General features: G+C 51.5%; 11 protein-coding genes and 3 pseudogenes. 9 read left to right on the forward strand and 5 right to left on the reverse strand.

What is annotated here, in order from left to right; all coding sequences use genetic code 11:
• The 7 genes and pseudogenes from AC1DUO_RS12395 to AC1DUO_RS12425 form a co-directional block, all read left to right on the forward strand.
• A pseudogene (locus AC1DUO_RS12395) lies at nt 1-337 on the forward strand (VENN motif pre-toxin domain-containing protein); the annotation flags it as partial.
• Nucleotides 337-597: a hypothetical protein gene (locus tag AC1DUO_RS12400; RefSeq protein WP_121020197.1), complete on the forward strand. Its 261-nt coding sequence runs from the start codon at nt 337-339 to the stop codon at nt 595-597. The pseudogene AC1DUO_RS12395 and the gene AC1DUO_RS12400, both read left to right, overlap by 1 nt.
• Nucleotides 598-670: 73 nt before the next feature.
• Nucleotides 671-2,329: pseudogene (locus AC1DUO_RS12405) on the forward strand (VENN motif pre-toxin domain-containing protein); the annotation flags it as partial.
• On the forward strand, nt 2,329-2,595 hold the full coding sequence (locus tag AC1DUO_RS12410) for a hypothetical protein (RefSeq protein WP_112152633.1): 267 nt from the start codon (nt 2,329-2,331) through the stop codon (nt 2,593-2,595). The pseudogene AC1DUO_RS12405 and the gene AC1DUO_RS12410, both read left to right, overlap by 1 nt.
• A gap of 73 nt (nt 2,596-2,668) precedes the next feature.
• Nucleotides 2,669-3,652: a VENN motif pre-toxin domain-containing protein gene (locus AC1DUO_RS12415; protein ID WP_240433016.1), complete on the forward strand. Its 984-nt coding sequence runs from the start codon at nt 2,669-2,671 to the stop codon at nt 3,650-3,652.
• A 307-nt stretch (nt 3,653-3,959) separates the two neighbouring features.
• Nucleotides 3,960-4,550, forward strand: a complete 591-nt coding sequence (locus tag AC1DUO_RS12420; protein WP_112152634.1) for a hypothetical protein — start codon at nt 3,960-3,962, stop codon at nt 4,548-4,550.
• Between the two features lie 107 nt (nt 4,551-4,657).
• Nucleotides 4,658-5,476: pseudogene (locus tag AC1DUO_RS12425) on the forward strand (hemagglutinin repeat-containing protein); the annotation flags it as partial.
• 66 nt (nt 5,477-5,542) lie between these two features.
• Here the strand turns inward: AC1DUO_RS12425 and yigL are convergent.
• Together yigL and pldB are read right to left on the reverse strand one after the other, a co-directional pair.
• Nucleotides 5,543-6,352, reverse strand: coding sequence for a sugar/pyridoxal phosphate phosphatase YigL (gene yigL / locus AC1DUO_RS12430; protein WP_013577502.1), 810 nt, complete (start codon nt 6,350-6,352; stop codon nt 5,543-5,545).
• Between the two features lie 48 nt (nt 6,353-6,400).
• Entirely contained in the window at nt 6,401-7,393 is a 993-nt protein-coding gene (gene pldB / locus AC1DUO_RS12435; RefSeq protein ID WP_477987505.1) for a lysophospholipase L2, read from the reverse strand.
• A gap of 122 nt (nt 7,394-7,515) precedes the next feature.
• On the opposite strand from pldB, the gene rhtB reads away from it, so the two are divergent.
• The gene (gene rhtB / locus AC1DUO_RS12440) at nt 7,516-8,136 is read left to right on the forward strand and encodes a homoserine/homoserine lactone efflux protein (RefSeq protein WP_112152369.1); all 621 of its coding nucleotides are present in this window, start codon (nt 7,516-7,518) and stop codon (nt 8,134-8,136) included.
• A 64-nt stretch (nt 8,137-8,200) separates the two neighbouring features.
• Here the strand turns inward: rhtB and rhtC are convergent, their stop codons facing one another.
• The 3 genes from rhtC to pldA form a co-directional block, all read right to left on the reverse strand.
• Complete coding sequence (rhtC, locus tag AC1DUO_RS12445; protein WP_013577505.1) at nt 8,201-8,818, reverse strand: threonine export protein RhtC; 618 nt, start codon at nt 8,816-8,818, stop codon at nt 8,201-8,203.
• 37 nt (nt 8,819-8,855) lie between these two features.
• Nucleotides 8,856-10,688, reverse strand: a complete 1,833-nt coding sequence (gene recQ, locus AC1DUO_RS12450) for an ATP-dependent DNA helicase RecQ (protein ID WP_013577506.1) — start codon at nt 10,686-10,688, stop codon at nt 8,856-8,858.
• Between the two features lie 128 nt (nt 10,689-10,816).
• Entirely contained in the window at nt 10,817-11,695 is an 879-nt protein-coding gene (gene pldA / locus AC1DUO_RS12455; protein WP_013577507.1) for a phospholipase A, read from the reverse strand.
• A 254-nt stretch (nt 11,696-11,949) separates the two neighbouring features.
• Between pldA and AC1DUO_RS12460 the strand changes: the two genes are divergently transcribed.
• On the forward strand, nt 11,950-12,432 hold the full coding sequence (locus AC1DUO_RS12460) for a thioesterase family protein (RefSeq protein WP_013577509.1): 483 nt from the start codon (nt 11,950-11,952) through the stop codon (nt 12,430-12,432).
• Nucleotides 12,433-12,435 lie beyond the last annotated feature (3 nt).

A 12,435-nucleotide genomic window follows, 5' to 3' on the forward strand; every position in this document is an offset into this window, starting at 1 on the left:
CCAGTATATAAATATGGCACCTGATGGTGAGTTCAGTTATTACAGTGCAGCGGTTGCGGCAGGAGCAGGTTATCTGGCTCCGGGTTATAAAATCGGCGGAAATACGCTGATTAATATGGGCGGCGCATTTATGACGGATGGACCGAGTTTGTCTGGTCAGGGCGGAGCCATTGCAGGTTCTGTGTTCGGCGGGGGATTTGGGAAATATGCGCCTGATTTGCTGGCACCATACATAGGGCTGTCTTATTCAGGTTTAATTGGTGACGCTGGCGGGGCATTTACCTTTGAAACGGTAAATGATGCATTTAAGAAAGCAACTCAAAAAGGAGATAAGTGATGTTGAAGAAAATGACTCCTTATATTTTTATATTGATATTTTTATACATTACAGGATCATTTTTTCTACTAGGATTACTGGCTCGAGGTGTCATTGGATTGATATATACAGCTTCATTAAATATATCGATAGAAGATGTTTTAAAAACTTTAAAAATGAGTGCAGTCGCTGGCATCATTCTGTCTGTTGGAGCTTTCGTCTTTAATCGAATAGATATCTACAACGCCAGTAAAAAGCTCCCAACCGAGCCTGATAAATGACTTTCACAAACGCATATCCCGGTTGCCTGCGCCGGGATATTTTCCCGCTCACTCAGCAAACCGGATCACCGCTATGGACAGCGACTACAACTCGGTCACTGAACAGTCCGGTATTTTTGCCGGTGACGGCGGCTTTGATATCACGGTCGGCGGGCATACCCAGCTCGATGGCGCGGTGATTGCCAGCACAGGTTCGGCGGATAAAAACAGCCTCGACACCGGCACGTTAGGCTTCAGCGACATCGGTAATAAAGCGGAATACAGCACCGAACATCAGGGCGCAGGCATCAGCACCGGCGGGACTGTTGCAGAGAACTTTATCGGCAATATGGCGAACGGCGTACTGGTGGGTGCAGGCGGTGAAGGTGAGGCATCCGGCACCACGAAAGCAGCGATTTCTGCGGGTGATATCACCATCCGCGACAAGGAAAACCAGCAGCAGGACGTGGCGGATTTAAGCCGTGATGCGGAACATGCCAACGGCAGCATCAGCCCGATATTCGACAAGGAGAAAGAGCAGAAGCGGCTGGAGATTGCGCAGGCGCTGGGCGACGCAGGCAGCCAGGCAATGGATATTGCACGGACGGCGGGTGAGATTAAAGGGCTGGAAAAAGCGAAAGCCGCGCATCCGGAACTGAGTGGCAAAGACCTGCTGGAGACAAAAGAGTACAAAGATACCCAGAAACAGTACGGTACCGGAAGTGATATCCAGCAAGGTATCAGCGCAGCGACGATGGCGCTTCAGGGGCTGGCGGGTGGTGATATGACTGCGGCACTGGCAGGCGGCGCGGCTCCGTATCTGGCGGAGCAAATCAAGAAACAGGTCGGCGAAGATAACGTTGCCGCTAATGCCATCGCCCATGCGATTGTCGGCGGTGTCATCGCAGAGCTACAGGGACGTGATGCCGCTGCGGGTGCGGCAGGTGCCGCTACCGGTGAGCTAATCGCCCAGGTGCTTTATCCGGGCGTGAAACGCGAAGATCTGACGGAGAACGAAAAGCAGAAAATCGTGGCGCTGAGTACGCTGGCCGCGGGGCTGGCGGGCGGACTTGCAGGTGATGATACGGCGGGTATTATTGCTGGGGCGCAGGGTGGGAAGAATGCAACGGAATACAATCACTTTAATCTTCCCTCAGGGATGATGGATTATATTGATACAGCAGGCTCATGGAATCAGTTTGCGGTAGATAATAATCTCTCGCCCGAGCAGACACAGGCCGGGCTGGATAAAATAGCGAAAGGGGATTTGCCGGAAGGGGCGAATATCACCAAAGCGATAGTCGAAGGTTATCAGGATGGCGTATTTATGGCCGGTGCGTTTTATCTTGGTCCGACAATAGCCATAGGAAAAGGCATTGCCGGTGCGGTGATTGGCGGAGGGGCTAATTCTGCATTCCAGTATATAAATATGGCACCTGATGGTGAGTTCAGTTATTACAGTGCAGCGGTTGCGGCAGGAGCAGGTTATCTGGCTCCGGGTTATAAAATCGGCGGAAATACGCTGATTAATATGGGCGGCGCATTTATGACGGATGGACCGAGTTTGTCTGGTCAGGGCGGAGCCATTGCAGGCTCTGTGTTCGGTGGGGGATTTGGGAAGTATGCGCCAGTTTTAGTCGGTAAATTTGGAAATGAGTTACCTGGTTTTGCTTATGATATTAGTGGTTCATATATTTTTGAGTATGGGAATGATGCTACTAAAACGTTAATAAAAAAGATTGAGGGTAAATAATGTCCTTAATAAATAAAGTTAATTATTTAATGTTGTTTATATATTCCATGGTGTTTTTTTCGGTACTTGGCATTGGATATAGAACTATCATTGCTCTTATATCTTTATGGGTTATTGGTGAATTTTCTTATGATTGGCATCAAGTCATTATTGGATTGAAGATGGCTGTTGTAGCTGGTTTTGCAGTCACTTTAGCTGCATTCATATTCAATAAAATCGAAGAATACAACACCCATAAAAAACCCCCAACCGATCCTAATGAATGACTTTCACAAACACATATCCCGGTTGCCTGCGCCGGGATATTTTCCCGCTCACTCAGCAAGCCGGATCACCGCCATGAACAGCGACTACAACTCGGTCACTGAACAGTCCGGTATTTTTGCCGGTGACGGCGGCTTTGATATCACGGTCGGCGGGCATACCCAGCTCGATGGCGCGGTGAATGCCGCCATTGCAGCGGCGCAGGGCAGAGATGCAGCGGCAGGAGCGGCGGGAGCCGCCGCAGGTGAACTGGCGGGTATGATAGCGCTGGACACTTACGGCAAACCCATCAGCGAACTGACGGAGCAGGAAAAACAAAAAGTGCTGGCCTTATCGACGCTGGCAGCGGGTCTGGCGGGTGGTTTAACCGGAGACAGCACGGCAGACGGTATGACAGGCGCGATAGCGGGGAACACCACAGTGAACAACAACCTGTTAGGCGGTGGTACGGAGGCAGGCCAGGAAGCATTTATCCGTCAGCACGGTATTGATATGGCAAGTTGTGCTGATGCACCGGGTTCGGCAAGTTGCCAGAAGGCGCAGAATGAGGCAAATGCAGTGGCAGGCGCAATGGCGACCGCAGGGCTGATTTATCTGCCTGGAGGAATGCAGATGACAGGTGCTATTGGCGGCAGTGCTAATGCAGCGATCCAGTATGGCGTGAATGGTGAAATCAATCCTACAGATGTGTTGATAGCTACTTATGTGGGAGCATTTACGGCGAATACGGGACTGTGGGGAACTGTGGGTTGGAATGCAGCAGGTGGTGCGACATCAAGTTATCTGAAGGGAGATGATCCGTGGGCTGGAGGGGCTATAAGCGGCGGTGCTTCAGGCCTAGGTTATGGGATCGGTAAGTTTGCGCAGGGACCTCTGAACAAAATATTTAATCCAACTTGGAAAAACTATGAATGGGTTGATATGGGAATGGGCATATCAAAACCATTACCACCAAGTGCTATTCCTGGCATAGCGGGTAATACAGGAGCAGCAATTGCAACAGAAGGAACTGGTGCCATTATTAACGAGCAAATAAATAGTCTTAAGGAGAAAAAGTAATGAATGCGAAGACTGTATTTTCTTTATTTATTTTCAATATAATATGGATATTAATTCTTCTTTCTATGACTGTGATTATTTTTTTAATGCTTAGAACATTTGTATGGTTATCTTTTGGTGGGGATTTTCTTTTTTCACTGGAAGATATCCGAAGAGCTTATCGTATTAGTCTATTTGCTGGGCCTATTTGTGGGTCGGGTAGCTGGTTTATCTACTATCGTCATTACAGACATTACAGACATTACAGACATTACAAGTAAGTAAATCCTGACCAACAACGCTGGGATCGGATTAGACAGAAATGTTTATGAAAAACAGGGTATTAATTTTTAACATGGATATTTATATGAAAAGTAATTCGTTTTTTTTGATGATCGTGATTTTTCTTTCTGGATGTACTGTGGATATGAGCAGTTCTATGCCTGATTATCAGGGCAACGATACTTCTTTTATTCGTGTCGACAATAGTTTTCAACCAACACTTTTCAGGCTGGAAAAAATGTTACCTGCTGCGGAATGTATGAAATCAGAAGGTGTGTATGGACTTACATCAAAAGTAGCCGTGATGGGAATAAAAACCAGCTATTCAAAAAGAGTAACTGGGATCGCATCTCCGTCAACGCAATTCTCAAATCGGGGATATTTGGAATATACCATTCAAAGTGGGAAAGTATATAAAATATGGTGGCACTTTGATGAAAAAAGTATGTATGGCATAGATCTTGGTAGAACTTTTGAAAGATCATTTACGGCAGAAGATGGTCATAGTTATGAAATCCAAACAAAAGGTAATGATGTTGTTATCTATGATATTTCTGAAAGGAAAGAAGCAGATTATGTAAGCGTTAAAGAGTGCCAATATAAAAAAACAATGTTGGGGAAGAAAGAATATCTATGAAGTAATAATGACCCATCTTTATTTTCGTGGAGAACCGCACAATTTGCTGGCAGCCGTTGCAACTCAAAAGCCAGAGTTTCAGCACCGTCGGTTCGACGGGGGGAACGGCGCTGGCGCAGGCCACCACCGGCGATGCTTCCACCGCCTTTGGTATCAGCGCCTCGGTTGGCACGCAGTCGTCCAAATCCGAGAGCCACAGCGGACAGAACACCGCCACGGGCAGCACGCTGACGGCGGGTGATAACCTGTCAATAACCGCGACGGGCGGCGATATCACGGCCATCGGCAGCCAGATTAAAGCCGGGCTGGACGTGGCGCTGAACGCGGCAGACGACATCACCCTGATTTCCTCGCAGAACACCCAGTGGCTGGAAGGAGAAAACAGCAGCAGCGGCGGCGCCATAGGGATTGGCATCGGCATGGGCGAGAGCGGTGCCGGTATCAACATCTCCGCCAGCGGCAACGCCTCCAGGGGCAGCGAGTCGGGCAACGGCACGCAGCATAACGAAACCACCATCGACGCGGGCAACCGCATCAGCATTAACAGCGGCGACGACACAACGATTGCCGGTGCGCAGGTGAGCGGCAACAGCGTGGTGGCGGATATCGGCGGCGACCTGACCATCAGCAGCCTGCAGGACAGCGACTATTACGACAGCAGCCAGAAGAGCATCAGCGGCGGTGCCAGCTTCTCATTCGGCACCATGACCGGTTCGGGCGGCATCAGTGCCGCTAATGACAAAATGAACAGCGACTACAACCCGGTGGTTGAGCAGTCCGGTATTTATGCCGGTGACGGCGGCTTTGATATCACGGTCGGCGGGCATACGCAGCTCGATGGCGCGGTGCTTGCCAGCACAAGTTCGGCGGATAAAAACAGCCTCAACACCGGCACGTTAGGCTTCAGCGACATCGGCAATAAAGCGGCAGATACAGATCCCAAAGCAGGACAACCGCCCTGCTTTGGTTCTACGACTTTGCTTCAAAACCGATTAGCTTTCTTCAGACAAATACATCTTACGCAGGTAATGCGGTACCGCGTCGTCGGCGTTGGATCCGATGATTTCTGCATCCGGCATGGCGGCTTTCAGACGTGGCAACGAACCGCTCATCAGACAACCTTTACCGGCCATGCTCAGCATTTCCAGGTCATTGAGACCATCACCAAAGGCGATGCAATCCTTCAGGGAATAGCCCATCAGCTTGGAGACATATTCCAGCGCATGCCCTTTCGATACGCCGCCTGCCATCACTTCCAGACATACCGGCAGTGAGAAGCTGACATTCACACGGTCGCCCCAGCGCGCATTGATCGCTTCTTCCAGTGGCAACAGTTTTTCATGATCTTCACAGGTGAAATACACTTTGCAGATACCGTCAGTTTCCAGCAGACCCGGTTCATACAGTTTGTATTTGAAAACGGATTCGCGGAAAAAATCATCCTGATCGGCGCGGTCACGGTTCATGTACCAGTCATCGTTGCGATAAACGTTGGTCAGAATATCCGGATTGTTATGCATGATGCCGAACAGGTCTCTGGCGATGTCTTCATCCAGATTGTGCGAGAAAATCAGGTCACCGTCGGTGTTATGCACGCGCGCACCGTTGGAGGTGATCATGTACGCACTGATTTCCAGATTGTCGCGCATCTGCGCTACATCGATATGGTGACGCCCGGTGGCGAACACGAAATGCACGTCGCGCTGGGTCAGCAATTTCAGCGTCTCTTTGGCGAACGGGCTCAGGGTATGATCAGGTGATAGCAGCGTGCCATCTAAATCGGAAGCAACAACATGGTACATAGCGTTAGGTTCTAACCTCTGATGGAGTTGTGCGCGGCGAACCGCGGATTAATGCTGTCGCGCAAAAAAGCGCATGATAGCGTCCAGCGCCTGTGCCCTCAGGTCGTCCCGTTCAAACAGGATCTCATGGCGCGCGCCTTCAATGACCAGCGGTTTTTCCCCTTCACAAGGGTGTCCCGCAACGGCCATGGCCTGACAAAAAGCAAGATGGGACCGGTTATCCACCACACGGTCTTCGCTCGCCTGCAATAACAGAACAGGGGTGGTGATTTTTTCGGCTTCTTTCAGGATATGCATCCCCGCCTCAATCCCTTCACGTACCCAATGATAGGTTGGCCCACCGACCTGCAGCTCAGGGTAATCGGCATAAAAACGCAGGTTACGGCGATAACGCTCACGGCTGTGTGTCAGGCGGTTGACCACAAACGGTAATGGCCGCCAGTGACCGGTGCCCAGCGCATAGCCGTCACGGCGTAGCGGACGATTCTCCGCCCAGTTGAGGATCCGGCGGGAAATCCAGCCCGGCATCGGCAAATAAATGCCGGTCATCGGCGCGAGTAACGCCGCTGCATCAAACTTGTCCGGATTTTTCGCCAGAAACAGCGCCAGGATCGCACCGCCCATGGAGTGTGCCAGCGCGAACTTTTTCGCGTACTGACGTGGGGCAATCTCCAGCTGATAAAAGCTTTCGACATCCTCAACATAATCGTCAAAATGCTTAACGTGGCCACAATGCGGATCGTCGAGCATACGCCCGGAACGCCCCTGACCACGGTGATCGACAATCATGACATCGTAGCCGCAATGGAATAAATCGTAGGCTACTTCAGGATATTTTACGTAGCTTTCTATACGACCCGGTGACACCACGATGACTTTATCATGCGCGGGGGAACAGAACCGGACATAGCGGATCTGGACATCGTCAACGCCGCTAAACTCGCCTTCTTCGCGCGTACGCCAGAAATCCAGCAAAGGTCCGGTCGCGAAGGCGGAAAACTCCTTCTCTCGTGTTAACCACTTCCCAAAATTCACAGGCATTCAATGATCCAAAGTCGTCAGGCAGGGAGGAGGAAAAGTGTTATTTGTGAGTTATAGCGCAATTATAAACAATGGCGTATTGTGCCATAAAACAACATAAAACGTATTCAGGGAGTCTCGCAATGACACTTGACTGGTGGTTAACCTACCTGCTCACCACTTCTATTTTAAGTTTATCCCCCGGCTCCGGTGCCATTAACACGATGAGTACGGGCATCAGCCACGGCTATCGCGGGGCGGTGGCGTCAATCGCCGGGTTACAACTCGGGTTATCCATCCACATCGTACTGGTCGGTATCGGGCTGGGCGCACTGATCTCATCATCGCTGATGGCCTTTGAAATTCTCAAATGGCTGGGTGCGGCGTACTTAATCTGGCTGGGTATTTGCCAGTGGCGTTCTGCCGGTGCGATTGATCTGAGCGCGCTCGCCAGCAGTATGCCGCGTCGCCGTTTATTCAAACGCGCCATCCTGGTGAACCTGACCAATCCAAAAAGCATTGTGTTTCTGGCCGCGTTATTCCCGCAGTTTATCATTGCGCACCAGCCTCAGGCTGCACAATACATGGTACTCGGCGTGACCACCGTCGTTGTCGATATTATTGTGATGATCGGTTACGCCACGCTGGCCACGCGCATCGCCGGCTGGGTGAAAGCCCCGAAACAAATGCAGTTGCTGAACCGCATTTTCGGCTCACTGTTTATGCTGGTGGGTGTGTTGCTGGCAAGTGCCAGAAAGGTTTAACGCCGCAAAATGCAAAAAGGGTTCGGCATCAACCGAACCCTTTTTTATGCGCAAAATGCGTTGATTAACGATTCACGATAAGCGCAACACCAAAGCCTGCAAACACCACGCCTGCCACGCCATCAATCCATTTTGCTAAACGCTGATATCCGCGACGCATTTTCGGCAGGGCAAAAACCAACGCCACTAGCGAGAACCAGGCCAGGGTTTCCACCACAATCAGCAGAAATATACCCAGACGCTCGCCACCACTGACACTGTCGCCAACGAACATAGAGAACACGCTGCCGAAGTAAATGACAGCTTTAGGATTCGAAAGATTGGTCAGCAGCCCGCGCATAAACGTGCGGCCACGGGCAGGCAGCGTTACCGGAGTGTCGTCGCCGTTTTGTTTTTTAGCACGTGCTGATTTCATCAACTGCCAGCCCATCCAGCACAGATACAGGCCGCCGCCGACGGTGATGATCTGATGCAGCCAGGCCATTTTTTGCAGAATTAAATGTAATCCCATCAGCGCAACCGCTGCCCACACCAGCACGCCGAGCGTAATACCAATCACACCCATCATGGCTTCTTTACGCGACCGGCTGGCGGCGGTTTGTGAAACAAAGAAAAAGTCCGGCCCCGGACTCATCAGCGCGATCAGATGAACCATCGCAACCGTCAGGAATAGCATCAGCATGATTAACTCTCTGTGTTATGTGTAGGAAACAGAATTCTTATTCGTCGCCGTTATCGATGTGATCGCGGATCATCGCCATAAATGGCCTGCCGAATTTCTCCAGCTTACGCTGACCAACACCCGTGATGTCCAGCAAATCGCTCGCGCTGACGGGCAGATGTTCAGCCATTTCCAGCAGCGTCGTGTCGTTAAATACCACGTACGGCGGCACATTATTGTCATCCGCCAGTGACTTACGCAGTTTACGCAATTTAGCAAACAACTTACGATCGTAATTCCCGCCGTAAGTTTTCTGGCTGGCACTGCTTTTAATTTTCAGCGTCTGAATCCGCGGCACGGCCAACTGCAACGGGATTTCGCCCCGTAAAACCGGACGCGCCGATTCCGTCAGTTGTAACGCCGAGTGCATGGCAATATTTTGCGTAATCAGCCCGAGATGGATCAGTTGGCGAACCACGCTGGTCCAGTGTTCGTTGCTGTGTTCTTTGCCGATGCCATACACAGTCAGCTTGTCGTGGCCGTATTCGCGGATACGCTGGTTGTTCGAACCACGCAGCACTTCGACCACGTACCCTAAGCCAAAACGTTGTCCGACGCGCGCAACGACCGACAGCGCTTTCTGCGCATCCAGCAAACCGTCATAGCGTTTTGGCGGGTCAAGACACACATCGCAGTTACCGCAGGCGTTCTGTTTGCCTTCACCGAAGTAATTGAGCAGCACCAGACGGCGGCAGGTTTGCGCTTCCGCAAACGCATTCATGGCATTCAGCTTATGGCGTTCAACATCCTGCTGAGCGCCCGCCGGTTTCTCTTCCAGACAGCGGCGCAGCCAGGCCATATCAGCCGGATCGTAAAGCAGCACCGCTTCGGCAGGCAGGCCGTCACGCCCTGCCCGGCCCGTTTCCTGATAATAAGACTCGATGGTGCGTGGAATATCAAAGTGCACCACAAAACGCACGTTAGGTTTGTTGATGCCCATCCCGAAGGCGACGGTGGCGACCACAATTTGCAGGTCGTCGCGCTGGAAACCTTCCTGCACGCGGGCGCGGGTGTCGTTATCCAGCCCGGCGTGATACGCGCCGACGCTCAGCCCGCGGCTTTGCAGACGGGCGGCTGTGTCTTCCACTTTGGCACGGCTGTTACAGTAAATAATGCCGCTTTTACCGCGCTGATCCTGCACAAAACGAATCAGCTGATCGAGCGGCTTAAATTTTTCCACCAGCGTGTAACGGATATTCGGGCGATCGAAACTGCTGACCTGAATCAGCGGATCGTTCAGCTCCAGCAGACGGACGATATCGTTACGTGTGGCCTCATCGGCGGTTGCGGTCAGGGCAATCACCGGCAGTTGCGGATAACGCAGTTTCAGCTGGCCGAGCGCGCGATATTCCGGGCGGAAATCGTGGCCCCATTGGGAAATACAGTGAGCTTCATCGACGGCAAGCATCGCCGGATTCCACTGTTGCAGCTGCTCGAGGAAATCGCCCATCATCAGGCGTTCCGGCGCGATATACAGCATTTTGATACGTCCCGCACGGCAACCGGCCATCACTTCCAGCTGTTGCTCACGGGTTTGCGTTGAGTTCAGGCAGCCGGCTTCAACGCCTGCGGCCATCAGCTGGTCGACCTGATCTTTCATCAGCGAGATGAGCGGCGAAACAACCAGCGTCAGGCCGTCCATCACCAGAGCGGGAATTTGATAGCACAGCGATTTACCGCCGCCTGTTGGCATCACTACCAGACAATCCCGGCCAGAAAGGGCGGTATTGATGATAGTTTGCTGGCCTGGTCTGAATTGCTGATAGCCGAAGGTATCGCGTAATACCTGATGAGCCAGCTCTTCTTTGTTTATCACTGCCGCCGTAGACACTCAATTCCCCAACTGTTCAAACCACCCGGCTAAGCCCTAAAGCCGCCGGGGCTGTACTGCACCGACATAATATAACCTAAATAATTCCGGGTGCGGCCAACGCAACTGCAACCAGAAGTATGGCGCAATTACATGATGTCGTTAAGCATAATACCCACACCGATACGGGTCTGCTTATGGTTGTAGTCGATCAATGACTCGCCGTAGCCGCTAAATACCTGAGTATAGAAGCGAACCTGTTTGGAAATCGGGTAGCTCCAGCCAGTCGTCGCACCGCCGTAACCGGTATTCCAGTTGTAACGGCTTTCCACGCTGAACACGCTGTCACCCCACGCATAACCGACTTTCAGGCGGTAATAACCCATGTATTTGTTGATGTCCGGGTTATCGTCGTTTTCATCGCTTTCAGGGATGCGGTACCACGGTTTTAAATCCACCTGCCAGTTACCGTTTTGCGCCATGAAACGGGCATACACGCGGTTCCAGCTGCGGGACGTCGGATCTGAGCGGCCGTTAGACTGATGGCTGACACCATATTCTGCTTCGCGCAATGTCCAGCCGAGGAAATCGTAATCCGTTGCCCAGGCGAGGAAAAGCTGTGGCTCGTAGTTGGTCTCACGAAAAGGTGAAGACTCGCCGCTGTTGGAAAGCTGCCAGAATGATTTTTGCGTGTAAGACGCGCCGAGCACCGAATTATCACCCGCAATTCCACGCCACAACGGGAACGCCAGGCTGAGCTGGAACTCGACTTCATCATGACGTGCTTTATCTGCCCAGTCGTAAGACTGAATGGCTTTCTTGTTGATATTGCTGGTATCAGTGTAAATCAGGTAGTTTTGTTCGTAAGGATATAATGTGAACGGGTTGTCGTGCTCCTGCAACATATTCGCAATAATACTTCCGCGTACCGCAGGTTTATCATGCACTTCCTGCACAGTGGCCTCTGCGGCGTGTCCCAGCATTGGCATCGCCAGCATGGCGGCTCCGACAGCCCAATTTTTACGCATTATTCCTTACCCTCACCCTAAAGTTATCGACTGATTATTTTTGAAAATATGCCGTCTGCCCGGCCAACCACGCGCTGACTAAAATCCGGAAATCTCAAAGCAGGGCATTTTACACACAAATACATTTCTAGATGAGTACTGAATACATTTATCCTTCGCTGTGTAGAAATCCTTCCTGCCCGCACCTAAAATCAACACTTCGTTAACTTTTTCGGCGAACATACTGTCCACCCGTTTTCGTCAGGAATTTATTCATGTCTGCTTCATCTCTCAGCCACGAGGCTGCCCTGCAACTGATCGGCAATATTTTCGTTTACGATATGCCGTTTAACCGCGAACTGGGCCTCGAGCTGAAACGTCTCGACTGCGACTACGCAGAGTTAAAATTTACCAACCAGACAAAACTGGTGGGCAATGCCGCACAAAAAATCCTGCACGGCGGCGTAATTGCTGCGGTGCTGGATGTCGCCGCCGGTCTGGTCTGTGTGACCAGTTCACTGATCCGCCGCGACAAACCTGATCACCCGTTACTGGAAGCCGAAATGCGTCAGCGTTTATCCAAGATGGGCACCATCGATTTACGCGTTGATTACCTGCGTCCGGGCCGTGGCGAGTATTTTATTGCCTCCGCCAGCCTGATCCGTGCCGGGAACAAAGTCTCCGTGGCGCGCGTGGATTTACACAGCGACACGGGCATTCACATCGCGACCACTACGGCGACCTATATGGTGGGCTGAGAT

This window comes from Rahnella sp. P4_A8, assembly GCF_056402435.1.

Bases quoted from the DNA above. Each gene is read 5' to 3' on its own strand.
- AC1DUO_RS12400 (WP_121020197.1), top strand. From the start codon at position 337: ATGTTGAAGAAAATGACTCCTTATATTTTTATATTGATATTTTTATAC.
- rhtB (WP_112152369.1), top strand. From the start codon at position 7,516: ATGACACTTGACTGGTGGTTAACCTACCTGCTCACCACTTCTATTTTA.
- pldB (WP_477987505.1), bottom strand. From the start codon at position 7,393: ATGCCTGTGAATTTTGGGAAGTGGTTAACACGAGAGAAGGAGTTTTCC.
- pldA (WP_013577507.1), bottom strand. From the start codon at position 11,695: ATGCGTAAAAATTGGGCTGTCGGAGCCGCCATGCTGGCGATGCCAATG.
- rhtC (WP_013577505.1), bottom strand. From the start codon at position 8,818: ATGCTGATGCTATTCCTGACGGTTGCGATGGTTCATCTGATCGCGCTG.
- AC1DUO_RS12460 (WP_013577509.1), top strand. From the start codon at position 11,950: ATGTCTGCTTCATCTCTCAGCCACGAGGCTGCCCTGCAACTGATCGGC.
- AC1DUO_RS12420 (WP_112152634.1), top strand. From the start codon at position 3,960: ATGAAAAACAGGGTATTAATTTTTAACATGGATATTTATATGAAAAGT.
- yigL (WP_013577502.1), bottom strand. From the start codon at position 6,352: ATGTACCATGTTGTTGCTTCCGATTTAGATGGCACGCTGCTATCACCT.
- AC1DUO_RS12415 (WP_240433016.1), top strand. From the start codon at position 2,669: ATGAACAGCGACTACAACTCGGTCACTGAACAGTCCGGTATTTTTGCC.
- AC1DUO_RS12410 (WP_112152633.1), top strand. From the start codon at position 2,329: ATGTCCTTAATAAATAAAGTTAATTATTTAATGTTGTTTATATATTCC.